Raw genomic sequence first — 14389 nt, forward strand, 5'->3', positions numbered from 1 at the left:
CTACCTGTGTAGTGTCTGTTACTTTCCAAGACAGACAAAAGGAGACTGCAATGTATACCAATATCATGATCCCCGTAGACCTGAACCACGCCGACCGGTTGGACAAGGCGTTTGGCGTGGCGACAGATCTTGCGAAACTTTATGGTGCCCGCGCGCACGTCGTCGGTGTCGGGCAAAACCTGCCGACCGAAGTGGCGCGCACTCCGGCGCAATTTGCGGAAAAGCTGGCCGCATTCGCAGCCGAGAAATCCAAGGCGCTGGGCGTGGAATTTGTACCCCATGTTGAAGTCAGCCACGATCCGGCTGTCGATCTGGATGATGCTCTTGAACGTGCTGCCGAGGCGCTGAAGGTTGATCTGGTGGTGATGTCCAGCCATGTGCCGGGGGCCGCAGAGCACCTGTTTTCCTCGAATGCAGGCTATCTTGCCTCGCACGCGCATATGTCGGTTCTTGTCGTCCGCTGAACGCTACCGACCTGCTCAAACCGACAGGCACCACAGGGCCGCGACGGGGACCGCCCGTCGCGGCCCTTGGCAATTTTCTGCCTGACTGCCCTTGGCTCCCGCTGCACGCTCGGTTACAGGGGCGGTCCCGGTCGCAGCCTACCCGGGTAACAAAACAAGGGTACAAAATGAAAACCATCGTTATCTGCTCTGGCGGACTCGATTCTGTTTCGCTGGCGCACATGGTCGCGCAGCAACACGAACTGACCCGCCTTGTTTCATTCGACTACGGTCAGCGGCACCGCAAGGAACTGGACTATGCCGCCCTGTGCGCCACGCGTCTGGGCGTGCCGCATGACATCATTGATTTGCGTGCCATTGGGGCGGCCCTGACGGGATCGGCCCTGACCGACGACATTGATGTGCCCGACGGTCACTACGCCGAAGAATCTATGCGCGTCACCGTCGTGCCCAACCGCAATGCGATCATGCTGACCGTCGCCTTTGGCGTGGCGGCCGCGCGCGGCGACGGCGCGGTGGCGACGGCGGTCCACGGGGGGGATCACTTCATCTACCCCGATTGCCGTCCGGCGTTCACCCAAGCCTTTGAGACCATGCAGAAAATGGCGCTGGACGGTTACGCCGATGTGGCGCTGTACACACCGTTCGTACACCGGACCAAGGCGGATATCGTCACCGCAGGCCAGCGCTTTGGCACGCCCTTTGGCGAGACATGGTCGTGTTATAAGGGCGGGGAACATCATTGCGGGCGCTGCGGCACCTGCGTTGAACGCCGCGAGGCTTTTGATCTGGCGGGGGTGAGTGACCCTACCATATACGAAGACCCCGATTTTTGGGTGCAGGCCGTGGCGCAAAAGGCGGGTGCGTGATGTACCGGATCACCAAGGAATTCCATTTCTCGGCTTCGCATCAACTGTCGCATCTGCCCGAGGGGCACCAATGTGCGCGCCTGCACGGGCACAACTATGTGGTGGTTGTGGAACTGGCAGCGCAAGAATTGAACGCGGACGGGTTCGTGCGCGATTACGGCGAATTGAAACCGCTCAAGGCATACATCGACGCGCACTTTGACCACCGCCATCTGAACGACGTGATGCAAGAACCGTCGACCGGAGAGAACATGGCGCGCCATTTCTTTGACTGGTGTGCGGCCCGCTGGCCGGAAACCAGCGCGGTCAAGGTCAGCGAGACGCCCAAGACATGGGCAGAGTACCGGCCATGAGCAATTTGCGGATTGCGGAAATCTTTGGCCCGACCATTCAGGGCGAGGGCGCGCTGATCGGAGAGCCGACAGTTTTTGTGCGCACGGGGGGCTGTGATTATCGATGCAGCTGGTGCGACAGTATGCACGCGGTCGATCCGGTGCATCGCCACAGTTGGGCACGCATGACCAGTGATGACGTCTGGGCCGAAATCACCCGTCTGTCGCGGGGCAGGCCGCTGACGGTATCGCTGTCGGGGGGCAATCCGGCGATTCAGGATTTCACCGCCCTGATCGCGCGGGGGCACACCGAGGGCTACCGTTTTGCCTGCGAAACCCAAGGGTCGGTGGCAAAGCCGTGGTTTGGCGACCTTGATACGCTGGTGCTCAGTCCCAAGCCACCCTCCAGCGGTGAAACGGTGGATTGGGATGCTTTTGACGCCTGCATCGCGGCAGGGGCCGGGGCAGGGCAGAGCGTTCTGAAAATCGTGATCTTTGACGACATCGATTATGACTGGGCGCAGCAGGTGGCGGCACGTTATCCCGCGCTGCCCTTGTATCTGCAACCTGGCAACCCCGAGGTTGATCCGGCGCTGCCCGTCAATCCCCAAGACCTGTCGGACCGGCTGTTGTGGCTGGTGGACAAGGTCACCGCCGACGGCTGGTTCGCACCGCGCGTGCTGCCGCAACTTCACGTCTTGCTTTGGGGCAACAAACGCGGGGTTTGACCCGCCTGAGGAAAACTTATGGAAACGATTTACAGCGACCTGACGCAACTGGGCGGTGCGACCGAATTGCCCGCTTCACCGGAACAGGCGGTTCTGGAGCGTGTGGCAAATCCGCAGGCGGATGTGTCCTATTGCGTGCGCTTCACCGCGCCTGAATTTACCTCGCTGTGTCCGATGACGGGGCAGCCCGATTTTGCACATATTGTGATAGATTATGTACCAGATGGCTGGCTGGTCGAATCCAAATCTCTCAAGCTGTTTCTGGGCGCATTCCGCAACCACGGGGCATTCCACGAGGATTGCACCGTGTCGATTGCGCGGCGGCTGGTCGACTTTCTGGCGCCGCGCTGGCTGCGGATCGGGGGCTATTGGTATCCGCGCGGGGGCATCCCGATTGACGTGTTCTGGCAAACGGGTGCCATGCCTGCGGATGTGTGGATTCCCGATCAGGGTGTGCCGCCCTATCGCGGGCGGGGCTGAGGGTTAATCCCGCTTGAACTGCTGCGCGAAATAGTCGGTCATCTGTGACACCATCTGGTCGCCCATGCCCTGATCAACCGCGCTGTCCAGCGCTGCTTTGGTGGCGCCGGACATGACGCTGGCGGCGTTCAGATCGCGGGTCATCTGGCTGTAATAGCCCACATCCTTGGCCGCGTTCTTGATGGCAAAGGCCAGTTGGTCGGGATCACCGTCCACGGCATAGCCTTTGACGAAATCCATCATCCCCGAATGCAGCGGACCGGCAGACATCACATCATACAGCCCCTTGCGGTCGATGCCCGCAAGGTCGGCCATGGCAAAGGCCTCGGCCATGGCGCTGGCGACGGTCATGCCGAAAAAGTTGTTCATCAGCTTGATCGTATGGCCGCTGCCGACGGGTCCAAGGTGAAAAACATTCTCGCCCAGATCCGCCAGCACCGGCTTGACGCGGGCAAAAGCGGCTTCATCCCCTGCGGCCATGATGTTCAGTTGCCCCTTTTCAGCGTGCGCGGGCGTGCGGCCCAGCGGCGCGTCGAGGTATGTCGCGCCCTTGGCCGCGACCTCCTGGGCCAATGCCTTGGTCGATGCGGGCAGCGAGGTGCCAAAGTCGATCACCACCGCGTCGCGCGACAGGCCTGCAATCACCCCGTCATCGCCGCGCATCCGGCTTTCGACCGAGGCCGAGGTGTCCATGCACAGCATCACGATATCGCTGGCTTGGGCCACGGCGCGTGCGGTTTGCACTTCGCGCGCACCACGCGCAATGGCGGCATCGACGTGGGGGCGGCTGCGGTTGGCCATGACGGTCAGTTCATAACCCTGATCCAGCAAGCGCTGCACCATGGCGTTGCCCATCAGGCCCAGCCCGATAAATCCGATTCCTGGTTTGCTCATCTGTGCATCCTCCGCTTGGTGTGGTGTTCGGGTCCAGAGCCTAAACGTCGATGATCGCGCCCTTGTGGCCGATCACCCGTGCCGCCAGATCATGCCCCGCCTTCAAGGCCGCGGCCTGTCCCGCGCCGCGTGCGCGCTCGAACAGGTAGCCGGCGTTGAAACTGTCGCCGGCGGCGGTGGTGTCAACGACGCGGGTGGCGGGGGCAAAAGTTATCCCGGCTGTGCTGCGTGTCAGATCGAACGGCCCTGATGGCCCGCGTTTCAGTGCGCCGTCGGTCAGGCCCGCCGCCGCCAGCCGCGCCAGAACCGCGTCCTCGGAGGTGTCGCCGTGAATGGCCATTTCATCATCGACCGAAGGCACCGCAATGTCGGTAACGGCCCACATGGCGTTGTTCACCTCGATCGCCGTGCGCGCATCCTCCCACAGGCGGGCGCGGTGGTTGCTGTCATAGGCCACGGTACCGCCATTGCGCCGGTAGGTGGCCAGCGCATCCAGCAGGGCGGCGCGCACGGCAGGCGGCAGGATCGCCAATGTGATGCCCGACAGATAGACCAGATCAAAATCGGCCAATAGATCCAGACCCACGGCGCAGGGCGTGCTGAACAGCGTGCGCGCGGCACTTTCCGAACGCCAATAGGTAAAGCTGCGCTCGCCGGCGTCGTCGGTGTCGATGGCGTAAAGTCCGATGTTACGGTCGGCGCGCCGTTCGATGTGCTGTGTGTCGATGCCGAACCGCTGCATGTGGGCCACGGCGCGTTGCGAAAACGTGTCCTGCCCCAGAGCGGTGACATAGGACACCCGACAGTCCGTCCCCCGCGCCAGTTGCGCCAGATAGACCGCCGTGTTGTAGCTGTCGCCCGCCACGTTCAGCGCAGCATCGCCGGCCTGCTGGCCTACGATTTCGATCATGACTTCGCCGATACAGGCAATCTTGGAAAACGGCTTCATGGCACCTCGGTTTATGTGGCCGGTTCGGGCGGCGCGGATTTGGGAAATGATGGCGCTATCATAGTCGGTGCCGCGCCGCTGTGAAAGCGCAAGCCGGTGGGAAACAGGTGTAAATGGTTAAATATCCGCCATGGGGCGGATTGAGGGGCACGACATGGGGGCGCTGCCCCCGGCCTTTGGCCTCCCCCGGAGTTTATCTGGCAAGATGAAGGGGCGACACCTGTCTGTCTCAATTGGCTTGAGCGGTGACCGTGCGCGTGGTGACGGGCGTGCCGGTGGTGGCGTCGATCAACAGCGGGTCGATGGGGGCACCGGTTTCGCGTGAGACCAGCACGACAGAGGGCGGGCCGTCCAGTGGTACGGCCTCGTTTGCCCAGTCAATCAGCGCCACGAGCACCGGATAGAGCGCCTTGCCCCGCTCGGTCAGGCGGTATTCGTAGCGCACGGGGCGCTCCTGATAGGCTTCGCGGCCCAGCACGCCTGCGGTTTCGAGTGTGCGCAGTCGGTCGGCCAGCACATGGCGGGTGATGCCCAGCCGCTGTTGCATCTGGTCGAAGCGGCGGATGCCAAAGAAACATTCGCGCACGACAAGCATTGTCCAGCGGTCGCCAATGACCGAGAGGCTGCGGGCAACGGGACAGGGATCGGTTCCGAGATCATTCCATTTCATGCGCCGAACATACACCAAGTTGACAGGTTCCGAAAGAGAACTTACTAATGGGTTCTAAAATAGAACTGACTTGCTTCTGCAAAGGATTCCTTCATGACTGTTGCGACCCAGGCGAAAACGGCTGCGCGAAAGACGCGCAGCTATGACTATCCGGTCGCTGCGTTTGATGTCGCTGCGGCGATGGAGCTTTCGGGGCTGGCCTATTTGCAGGCACTGACGGCGGGGCGGATCGGGGCCGAGCCGTCCATCGGGCCGACAATGGGCATGCACATCCCGCATGAGGTGGGCGAAGGGCGGGTGGTGCTGGATGCGACACCCGGTGACTTTGTGCTGAACCCGTTGGGCGGCGTGCACGGCGGCTTTGCCGCGACGGTGCTGGATTCGGCGCTTGGGCTTGCGGTCCACAGTACCTTGTCGGCGGGCGAGGGGTTTTCGACGGCCGAGCTTAAGGTGAATTACACCCGTGCGATGGCTGCCAATGCGGGGCGGATGCGGGCGACGGGAACGGTGATTCACCGCGGACGCCAGATGGCCACCGCCGAGGCGCGCATGGTGGGGGTGGAAGATGGAAAGCTGTATGCCCATGCCTCGACCACCTGTTTCATTTTCCCGCTGCGAAAGGGCTGATCCGGTGGGCGATGTCCCCGCCACGCCCCTGCGTCCCGCGATGAACCCGCCCGACCCGACGGCGGCGGCCCGTGCTGCGCGCACGCACAGCCTGTTGCATGACCCCATCGGGCGTACGCTGGCGCGGCTGGCGGCCCCCAATGTGCTGGCGATGTTCGTGACCTCGGTCACCAGCATCGCCGAGGCGTTTTTTGCAGGGCAAATGGGGGTGAATGCACTGGCCGGTCTGGCGCTGGTGTTTCCGCTGGTGATGCTGACACAGATGCTGTCGACAGGGGCCATAGGCGGTGCGATTTCGGCGGCGGTGGCGCGATCACTGGGCGGCGGTGACACATCGCGGGCCAGCGGGCTGACCGTGGCCGCGTGGATCATCGGGATCGGCTTTGCCGCGGGATCTGCGGTGTTGATGGCCCTGTTCGGGCGCACGATCTTTGTCGCATTGGGTGGCGATGATACCGCCGTGGCGGCGGCGCTGTCCTATGCGGGCGTGTTCTTTCCGGGCTGTCTGGCGCTGTGGCTGTGCAACGGCACGCTCAGCGTGATCCGGGGCACAGGCAACATGGGCACGCCGTCGGTGTTGTTGTTCGTGGCCTCGCTGGGGTCGATCCCGCTCTCGGGCGCGTTGGCGCTGGGCTGGGGGCCTTTTCCGGCGCTGGGCATGGCGGGGCTGGCGTTGGGGTTGATCGCGGCCAACGGTGCGGCAGGACTGATTGCCATCGGATGGGTGCTGTCGGGGCGTGCCGGGTTGGATATGGGCGGCGCACTGTCGCGGCTGCGGGGCGAGATGTTCCGCGACATCCTGCGCGTGGGCATCATCGCGTCGGTAAACTCGGTCCAGTCGGTTCTGACCATTGTGTTGATGGTGGCGCTGGTCGGACGGTTTGGCACGGCGGCATTGGCCGGCTACGGCCTTGGCGCGCGGCTGGAGTTTCTGATGATCCCTGTCGTATTTGGAATTGGCACCGCCATGACGGCAATGGTGGGTGCCAGTATTGGCGCGGGCAATACGCCCCGCGCGTTGCGGGTGGCGTGGACGGGCGCATGTGCGGCCGCTGTCATTGTCGGAGGCATCGGCCTGCTGCTGGCGGTTTTTCCCGACCTGTGGCTGCGCATCTTCCTCGATGCTTCCGACACCGCGACGCTTGAGGTCGGGCGCGCCTATTTCCGCACCGTGGCGCCGTTCTATGCGTTTTTCGGCCTGGGGCTGGCGTTGTTTTTTGCCAGCCAGGGGGCGGCGCGGATGGCGTGGCCGGTGATCGCCAGCCTGTTTCGCATGGCTGTGGCTTTTGGCGTGGCACTGGTGTTGATCGGCCTGACCGATCTTGGTGTGGAGGCGGTGTTTGTCGGGGTGGCTTGCGGGACGGTGGTTTACGGCGTGGTCACTGCGGCTGCGGTCAGGATCACGCGCTGGCGGTAACGGGCGGGCAGGGGACGCGCCGTCGCGGTTGCCTTCGGCAATCAGATTGACCAACCTGCCCGCATCCCAACCCCACAGAGGTCCCATGCAGCAAGCCGAAGATTTCCGCGACGAAACCGACGCATTGGCCGCGATCCTGCAACCGCTGTCGGATGCCGAGTTTGACCAGCCGACCCTGTTCAAGAGCTGGACTATCGACGATGTCATCGGTCATTTGCACATGTTCAACGTGGCCGCCGCCAAGTCGTTGGAAAGCGACGCCGCTTTTGCAGAGTTCTTTGCCCCCATAGGGCGGGGCATGGCCAAGGGTATCTCGTTGCGCGAGTTGCAATACCCTTGGCTCGCGGGATTGCGAGGTCGCGCGTTGATGGAGGAATGGGTGCGTACCGCCCACGCCACTGCCGATGCCTTTGCCGCAGCCGATCCGAAGAAGCGCCTGAAATGGGCCGGCCCGGATATGAGCGCGCTGTCGTCAGTCACGGCACGGTTGATGGAAACATGGGCGCACGGGCAGGCGGTGTTCGACCTGCTGGGCCAGACCCGCATCGAACACGACCGGGTCCGCAGCATTGCGCATCTGGGCGTGGCGACTTTTGGCTGGACCTTTGCCAATCGCGGGCTTGAGGTGCCGACGCCTGCTCCCTTTGTCCAACTGACCGGACCCTCCGGTGCCAAATGGGAATGGGGTGATGATCAGGCCGACAACCGCGTCGAAGGCACGGCAGTAGAGTTCGCGCAAGTTGTTTGCCAGACCCGCAACGTGGCCGACACGGCGCTGCAAACCACCGGACCCGTGGCGGCCCAGTGGATGGCGATGGCGCAGTGTTTTGCGGGCCCGCCCGAAGATCCGCCCGCGCCCGGCGCGCGTCACAGGCGCCGCTAGCGCCGCCGCTTAGTGGTTGTCGCGCGGCGTCCCCTTGCTGCGCGCGATGTCCTGATAGTTGGCCGCATCGCGCAGGGTCATGCCCTTGTCGAAAGGCTCGACCAATTCGCGGAAATATTGCTGCCACGGCGACTGGCTGGCGGGGTATTTGTACCCGCCATCGGCCATCAGGGCGCCGCGTCGGGCTGACAGTTCTTCTTCCGAAAGCAGGATATCAGCGGTGTATTTATTCAAATCAATCCTCAGCCGGTCCCCGTTGCGCAGCAGGGCAAGGCCGCCGTTGTCCGCTGCCTCGGGCGCGGCGTTCAGGATCGAGGGCGAACCGGAGGTGCCCGATTGCCGACCGTCACCGATACAGGGCAGCGCCTTGATCCCCTGTTTCAACAGATAGGACGGCGCGCGCATGTTCACGACTTCGGCGCCGCCGGGATAGCCCTTTGGCCCCGCGCCGCGCATCACCAGAATGCAATTCGCGTCGATGTTCTCGGCCGGATCGTCGATGCGGTGGTGATAATCCTCGGGTCCGTCGAACACCACGACGCGGCCTTCGAACGCTTCGGGGTCGTCGGGGTTGCTGAGGTATGCCTTGCGAAAGGCCGCGTCGATCACGCTGGTTTTCATGATCGCGCTGTCGAACAGCGTGCCCTTGAGGTTGATAAAGCCCGCGTTCTGCATCAGCGGTGCCTCGACCGTGCGGATCACGTCGTCGTTCACCGACGCCTTTTGCGTGCAGTTGGTGGCCATGGTCTGACCGTTCGCTGTGATCGCATCGGGGTTGGGCAGCAGGCCCGCGCGCAGCAGCGCACCGATCACCGCAGGCACGCCGCCCGCGCGGTGGAAATCCTCGCCCAGATAAGTGCCCGCCGGTTGCAGGTTGACCAACAGCGGGATGTGGTGGCCGTGTGCCTGCCAGTCGTCATTGTCCAGCGGCACGCCCAGATGCCGCGCCACGGCGTTCAGGTGGATCGGCGCGTTGGTCGAGCCGCCAAGGGCCGAGTTCACGGCGATGGCATTCTCGAACGCCTCGCGGGTCATGATGTCGGACGGGCGCAGATCGTCCCAGACCATGTCGACGATACGCTTGCCGGTTTCATAGCTGATCTGCCCGCGTTCGCGGTAGGGCGCGGGGATCGCGGCGGCACCGGGCAATTGCATCCCCAGCGCCTCGGCCAGCGAATTCATCGTGGTCGCGGTGCCCATGGTGTTGCAGAAGCCCACCGACGGGGCCGATGCGGCGGCGATTTCCATGAATTGTTCGTCGTTGATCTCGCCCGAGGCCAGCCGTTCGCGGGCCTTCCAGATCACGGTGCCCGAGCCTGCGCGCTCGCCCTCGAACCAGCCGTTCAGCATGGGGCCGACCGAGAGGGCAATGGCGGGGATGTTCACCGTGGCGGCGGCCATCAGCAGGGCGGGAGTGGTCTTGTCACAGCCGATGTTCAGCACCACGCCGTCCAGCGGATAGCCGTACAGCGCCTCGACCAGACCCAGATAGGCCAGGTTGCGGTCCAGCATCGCGGTGGGGCGTTTGCCGGTTTCCTGAATGGGGTGCACCGGCACTTCCATCGGCACACCACCGGCGGCAATGATGCCGTCGCGCACGCGCTTGGTCAGTTCCAGGTGGTGGCGGTTGCAGGGGCTGAGGTCGCTGCCGGTCTGGGCGATGCCGATGATCGGCTTGCCCGATTGCAGCTCTTCGCGGGTCAGCCCGTAGTTCAGATAGCGTTCCAGGTAGAGCGCCGTCATTTCCATGTTGTCCGGGTTCAGGAACCATTTTCGCGAACGTAAATCCTGCGGGCGTATCTTGGACATCTGGTGGCTCCTTCGGGGCGTGATTCAGCGCGTTTGTGTTTGGTATACCATCTTGAAGGCAAGACGGGGGGCGTGTCCAGTGCCCGTGTGACCTGCAAGGCCAGATCGCCGAACCTGACAGGCTTGGGGATGGGGGCGGCGCGTTGGTGGAAACAACTGGGGCGGAGATAATGGCAGGCGCATGCGTGGTGGCCGCATTGCGCCCAAGAAATCCTCGGGTCCTAGGGTCCAGACCCGAAGCCTGAAGCAGAAAAGCCTGCCGGAATGTGCTAGGATCATGCGGCGTGAGGCAGCCATACTTCCAAGAGCCGACCCATAAGGAGGACGGTTAGATGTTAATGCGCATTTTTCAGGTTGTAACACGACCTGGCAAAGAAGAAGAGTTTGGACGCTTCTTTCATGAAACGGCGATCCCGTTGATGAAGGGAACAAAGGGTATCGTGCAGGTACTCCCCGGTGCGCCGCGTGCCGAGTCGCCAAGAGAGTTCAGCTTTGTGATGGTGTGGGAAAGCCTGGACGCATTGAAAGCTTTTGTCGGGGATGATTACCAGAGCCCGCATATTGATCCGGCAGAGGCTGAGTTGGTCGAGTCCCGGACAATCAAGCATTATGATCTGGTAGGCTCTGTTCATGGCGGCGTACAATCTTGCACGCCGCCTCAAGATGCTCGGCGGCCTGACGCCCTGTGAATATACCTGTAGAATCCGGACTTCAGATGATCCTGGGGGCGTGATGCCCAACCACGATCGGGCATCATCCCTTGTCTCGGTACTGCCCCTTACAGCGAGACCTTGTCTGCCTGCGCCATCACATCCGCCGCCGCCTTTTCGCGCACCGGGCCATAGCCGCGCACATCCATCGGCAGGGCCAGCAGCGTGGCACAGGCCGCGGCGGTGTCGGGGGTGTGGCGGGCAGCCACGCGGTCCATGACTTCGTCGAACCAGCGCAGCAGGGCGCGGTCCAGCTTGCGGTCGTGGCTGTATCCGAACGGATCAAAGGGCGTGCCGCGCAGCCCCTTGAAGCGGGCCATGCCGCGCAACATCGGGGTCATCCACTGGCCAAAGGCGCGTTTGTTCGGACGGCCACGGGCATCCTTGCCCAGCGGCAGCAACGGCGGGGCAAGGTGGTAGTTCACCTTGTAATCGCCCTCGAACTCCTCGGCCAGCTTTGCCGCGAACCCGGTCTGGGTCATCAGGCGGGCCACTTCGTATTCGTCCTTGTAGGCCATCAGCTTGAACAGCGACCGCGCGGCCAGTGCGACCATTTCGGGTGGCAGGTCCGTGGCCAGACGCGCCAGCCGGTCACGGTAGCGTTTGGCGTATTTCGCGTCCTGATAGTCGGTCAGGAAATCGGCGCGGCGGTCGATGAGCTGTTCGAGGGTTTCGTCAGCCTCTACTTCCTCCGCCACACCCAGCGCATCCGGGTTCACCGCCAGCACGCGGCCGATGTCAAAGGCCTGTTTGTTCTTGTCCACGGCCACGCCGTTCAGCAGCATTGCCTGTTTCAAGGCGACCTCGCTGACCGGCACCAGCCCCTGTTGCCACGCGGCGCCCAGCAGGATGATGTTGGCGAACACCGCGTCGCCCATCAGATCCTCGGACAGTTTGTTGGCATCCATGCCCAACACGTTGTCAGTGCCCACAACGCCGCGCATCATCGCCTCGCGTTCGTCAATCTCCAGATCGGCATCACGGCGCAACACCAGATCGCCGGTGGGCATTTCGGCGCGGTTGATCACGACGCGGGTGCCAGAGCGCAGATGCACCGACGCCTTGGGCGAGGAGGCGACAACCGCATCGCAGGCGATCATGGCATCGGCACGGCCTGCTTCGATGCGCACCTGATGGATGTCGGCGGGGGTGGGGGCCAGCCGGACATAGCCCAGAACGGTGCCGAATTTCTGCGCAAAGCCGGTGAAGTCCAGCACGCTCGATCCCTTGCCCTCGAGATGTGCGGCCATGGTGATCAGCGCGCCGACGGTGACGACGCCGGTGCCGCCGACGCCGGCGACCAGCAGGCCGTAAGGGGCATCCAGACGCGGCACCTGCGGTTGCGGCAGTGCCGCCAGCGGGCCGCTCAGGTCAATGCTGACCTCGCGCTTGCGCCGGGTGGCACCCTCGACGGTGACAAAGCTGGGGCAAAAGCCGTTCAGGCACGAGAAATCCTTGTTGCACGACGACAGGTTGATCTTGCGCTTGCGGCCGAACGGGGTCTCTTTCGGCTCGACGCTCAGGCAGTTGCTTTCGACCGAACAGTCGCCGCAGCCTTCGCAGACCAGATCGTTGATATAGGCAAATCGCGGCGGGTCTTCGGCGGTGCCGCGCTTGCGGCGGCGGCGTTTTTCGGTGGCGCAGGTCTGTTCATAGATCAGGACACTGGTGCCTTTCACCTCGCGCAGTTCGCGCTGCACGCCGTCCATCTCGGCGCGGTCGTGAAAGGTGGTGCCGTGGGGGAATTCGCCCGCAGTGAACTTTTCGATGTTGTCCGACACCAGCGCGATCCGCGCGACCCCTTCGGCGCGGCAGGTCTGGGCGATGCCCAGCACGCTGACGGGGCCGTCAACAGGCTGGCCACCCGTCATGGCAACCGCGTCGTTGTACAGGATCTTGTAGGTGATGTTCGATTTCGCCGCGACCGACTGGCGGATCGCCAGCGAGCCGGAGTGATACCACGTACCCTCGCCCAGGTTCTGGAAGATATGCTTGTTGCCGTTGAACCGGCTGGCAGCGGCCCATGGCACACCTTCGCCGCCCATCTGGGCGTAACCGACAGTGTTGCGGTCCATCCAGGACGCCATCACATGACAGCCGATGCCGCTGGCCGCGGTCGAGCCTTCGGGCACTTTGGTGGACGTGTTGTGCGGGCAGCCCGAACAGAAATAGGGCGTGCGCGTGGCACCGGGACGCGACAGCACGGGGGGCGGCGTTTCGGTCAGGGCGGCGGCCTTGGCGGGGAGGTTTTCATCAGGGAAAAACGCATCCAGCCGCTCGGCCACGATGGGGGCCAGCAGCAGCGGTGACAATTCGCCGGTCCACGGGATCAGCGGATCACCCGCCGCGCGGTGCTTGCCGACCATGCGCGCGGGTTTGTCGCCGGGCCAGTCATAGAAATATTCCTTGAACTGGCTTTCGATGATGCCGCGTTTTTCCTCGATCACCAGCACCTCTTCCTTGCCGCGCACAAAATCCAGCGCGTCGCGGCGGGCCAGTGGCCAGACCATGCCGACCTTGTAGATGTCGATGCCCAACCGGCGGCAGGCGGCCTCGTCCACGCCCAGCAGGCGCAGGGCCTCCATCAGGTCCAGATGGCCCTTGCCGGTGGTGACGATGCCGAATTTGGCGTCCTTGATGTCATAGATGTGCCGGTCAATCGGGTTGGCCTGAACAAAGGCCTCGACCGCGTCCAGCTTGGCACCGATACGGGTTTCGATCGCGGGGCTGGGCAGGTCGGCGGGGCGGACGTGCAAGCCGCCCTGGGGTGCTGTGTAATCGGGTTGGTTGAATGCGCGCGCGGGCTTCAGGTCAATCGACTGCGCCGCTTCGACGGTTTCCGACACCGCCTTGAACCCGACCCAAGTGCCCGAGAAGCGCGACAGGGCGATGCCGTATTCGCCGAACTCCAGATATTCCGCGACCGATGCGGGGTTCAGCGTGGGCATGAACCACGACATGAAGGCCACGTCGGACTGGTGCGGCATCGACGAGGACACGCAACCGTGGTCGTCCCCCGCCACCACCAGCACGCCGCCCTTGGGGGAGGAGCCGTAGGCGTTGCCGTGTTTCAGCGCATCGCCCGAGCGGTCCACGCCCGGCCCCTTGCCGTACCACATGGAAAACACGCCCTCGACGGTGCAATCGGGGTCCAGCGTCGCCTGTTGCGCGCCCAGAACTGCGGTGGCGCCCAGATCTTCGTTCACGGCGGGCAGGAATTCGATGGCATTTTCAGCCAGCAGTTTCTTCGACCGCCACATTTCTAGATCGACCCCGCCCAGCGGTGAGCCACGATAGCCCGAGACGAATCCGGCGGTGTTCATCCCCGCTGCACGGTCGCGGGCGGCCTGATCCAGCATGATGCGCACCAGCGCCTGCGTGCCGGTCAGGAACACGCGGCCCGTTTGCGCGGTATAGCGGTCGGATAGCTGGTAGGTGTCAAAGGCAGGATCAAGCTTGCTCATGGGGGGCTCCGGTGCTGGCAACAGGTGACCATCATAGCGCAGTATTGCGCGGATTTTCGGTTCAATTTTGGGACTGCGTTTGATTACTTGCAC

At 63.4% G+C, this 14389-nt stretch carries 13 protein-coding genes and 1 pseudogene; 9 read left to right on the forward strand and 5 right to left on the reverse strand.

Features of this window, described 5'->3' with window-relative positions; translation table 11 throughout:
* Positions 1–50: 50 nt before the first annotated feature.
* The 5 genes from DSM107133_RS04725 (at position 51) to queF (ending at position 2873) form a co-directional block, all read left to right on the forward strand.
* Positions 51–464, forward strand: coding sequence for a universal stress protein (locus tag DSM107133_RS04725; RefSeq protein WP_114293270.1), 414 nt, complete (start codon positions 51–53; stop codon positions 462–464).
* Between the two features lie 167 nt (positions 465–631).
* Entirely contained in the window at positions 632–1333 is a 702-nt protein-coding gene (gene queC / locus DSM107133_RS04730; protein WP_114293269.1) for a 7-cyano-7-deazaguanine synthase QueC, read from the forward strand.
* Entirely contained in the window at positions 1333–1686 is a 354-nt protein-coding gene (queD, locus tag DSM107133_RS04735; RefSeq protein ID WP_114293268.1) for a 6-carboxytetrahydropterin synthase QueD, read from the forward strand. Before queC ends, queD begins: the two co-directional genes overlap by 1 nt.
* Entirely contained in the window at positions 1683–2393 is a 711-nt protein-coding gene (gene queE / locus DSM107133_RS04740) for a 7-carboxy-7-deazaguanine synthase QueE (protein WP_114293267.1), read from the forward strand. Before queD ends, queE begins: the two co-directional genes overlap by 4 nt.
* Positions 2394–2411: 18 nt before the next feature.
* A complete protein-coding gene (gene queF / locus DSM107133_RS04745) occupies positions 2412–2873 on the forward strand; it encodes a preQ(1) synthase (RefSeq protein ID WP_114293266.1) in 462 nt (153 codons plus the stop codon).
* 3 nt (positions 2874–2876) lie between these two features.
* On the opposite strand, the gene DSM107133_RS04750 is transcribed toward queF, so the two are convergent.
* The 3 genes from DSM107133_RS04750 to DSM107133_RS04760 form a co-directional block, all read right to left on the reverse strand.
* Complete coding sequence (locus DSM107133_RS04750; RefSeq protein ID WP_114293265.1) at positions 2877–3767, reverse strand: NAD(P)-dependent oxidoreductase; 891 nt, start codon at positions 3765–3767, stop codon at positions 2877–2879.
* Between the two features lie 40 nt (positions 3768–3807).
* Complete coding sequence (locus DSM107133_RS04755; RefSeq protein ID WP_114293264.1) at positions 3808–4716, reverse strand: sugar kinase; 909 nt, start codon at positions 4714–4716, stop codon at positions 3808–3810.
* A gap of 229 nt (positions 4717–4945) precedes the next feature.
* Complete coding sequence (locus DSM107133_RS04760; RefSeq protein WP_114293263.1) at positions 4946–5386, reverse strand: helix-turn-helix domain-containing protein; 441 nt, start codon at positions 5384–5386, stop codon at positions 4946–4948.
* Positions 5387–5479: 93 nt separating this feature from the next.
* Here DSM107133_RS04760 and DSM107133_RS04765 point away from each other — a divergent pair, with 93 nt between their 5' ends.
* From DSM107133_RS04765 to DSM107133_RS04780, 3 genes are all read left to right on the forward strand, one after another.
* Positions 5480–6013 carry a PaaI family thioesterase gene (locus DSM107133_RS04765; protein ID WP_205387805.1) on the forward strand — a complete coding sequence of 178 codons (534 nt, stop codon included), beginning with the start codon at positions 5480–5482 and terminating at the stop codon, positions 6011–6013.
* Between the two features lie 4 nt (positions 6014–6017).
* Positions 6018–7430: an MATE family efflux transporter gene (locus tag DSM107133_RS24975; RefSeq protein ID WP_275890935.1), complete on the forward strand. Its 1413-nt coding sequence runs from the start codon at positions 6018–6020 to the stop codon at positions 7428–7430.
* Between the two features lie 85 nt (positions 7431–7515).
* Positions 7516–8313, forward strand: coding sequence for a TIGR03084 family metal-binding protein (locus tag DSM107133_RS04780; RefSeq protein ID WP_114293262.1), 798 nt, complete (start codon positions 7516–7518; stop codon positions 8311–8313).
* Positions 8314–8322: 9 nt separating this feature from the next.
* On the opposite strand, the gene DSM107133_RS04785 is transcribed toward DSM107133_RS04780, so the two are convergent.
* Positions 8323–10122 carry an IlvD/Edd family dehydratase gene (locus DSM107133_RS04785; RefSeq protein ID WP_114293261.1) on the reverse strand — a complete coding sequence of 600 codons (1800 nt, stop codon included), beginning with the start codon at positions 10120–10122 and terminating at the stop codon, positions 8323–8325.
* A 332-nt stretch (positions 10123–10454) separates the two neighbouring features.
* On the opposite strand from DSM107133_RS04785, the pseudogene DSM107133_RS04790 reads away from it, so the two are divergent.
* Positions 10455–10742, forward strand: a pseudogene (locus DSM107133_RS04790) (hypothetical protein); the annotation flags it as partial.
* Between the two features lie 158 nt (positions 10743–10900).
* On the opposite strand, the gene DSM107133_RS04795 reads toward DSM107133_RS04790, so the two are convergent.
* Positions 10901–14296, reverse strand: a complete 3396-nt coding sequence (locus DSM107133_RS04795; protein WP_114293353.1) for an indolepyruvate ferredoxin oxidoreductase family protein — start codon at positions 14294–14296, stop codon at positions 10901–10903.
* Positions 14297–14389 lie beyond the last annotated feature (93 nt).

This window comes from Pseudosulfitobacter sp. DSM 107133 (assembly GCF_022788695.1).
In the GTDB taxonomy this organism is placed as follows: domain Bacteria; phylum Pseudomonadota; class Alphaproteobacteria; order Rhodobacterales; family Rhodobacteraceae; genus Pseudosulfitobacter.

What these genes read in the sequence shown, in the direction of transcription:
- queF (WP_114293266.1), top strand. Translation starts at nt 2,412, where the DNA reads ATGGAAACGATTTACAGCGACCTGACGCAACTGGGCGGTGCGACCGAA.
- DSM107133_RS04780 (WP_114293262.1), top strand. Translation starts at nt 7,516, where the DNA reads ATGCAGCAAGCCGAAGATTTCCGCGACGAAACCGACGCATTGGCCGCG.
- queD (WP_114293268.1), top strand. Translation starts at nt 1,333, where the DNA reads ATGTACCGGATCACCAAGGAATTCCATTTCTCGGCTTCGCATCAACTG.
- DSM107133_RS04755 (WP_114293264.1), bottom strand. Translation starts at nt 4,716, where the DNA reads ATGAAGCCGTTTTCCAAGATTGCCTGTATCGGCGAAGTCATGATCGAA.
- queE (WP_114293267.1), top strand. Translation starts at nt 1,683, where the DNA reads ATGAGCAATTTGCGGATTGCGGAAATCTTTGGCCCGACCATTCAGGGC.
- DSM107133_RS04785 (WP_114293261.1), bottom strand. Translation starts at nt 10,122, where the DNA reads ATGTCCAAGATACGCCCGCAGGATTTACGTTCGCGAAAATGGTTCCTG.
- queC (WP_114293269.1), top strand. Translation starts at nt 632, where the DNA reads ATGAAAACCATCGTTATCTGCTCTGGCGGACTCGATTCTGTTTCGCTG.
- DSM107133_RS04765 (WP_205387805.1), top strand. Translation starts at nt 5,480, where the DNA reads ATGACTGTTGCGACCCAGGCGAAAACGGCTGCGCGAAAGACGCGCAGC.
- DSM107133_RS04725 (WP_114293270.1), top strand. Translation starts at nt 51, where the DNA reads ATGTATACCAATATCATGATCCCCGTAGACCTGAACCACGCCGACCGG.
- DSM107133_RS04750 (WP_114293265.1), bottom strand. Translation starts at nt 3,767, where the DNA reads ATGAGCAAACCAGGAATCGGATTTATCGGGCTGGGCCTGATGGGCAAC.
- DSM107133_RS04760 (WP_114293263.1), bottom strand. Translation starts at nt 5,386, where the DNA reads ATGAAATGGAATGATCTCGGAACCGATCCCTGTCCCGTTGCCCGCAGC.
- DSM107133_RS04795 (WP_114293353.1), bottom strand. Translation starts at nt 14,296, where the DNA reads ATGAGCAAGCTTGATCCTGCCTTTGACACCTACCAGCTATCCGACCGC.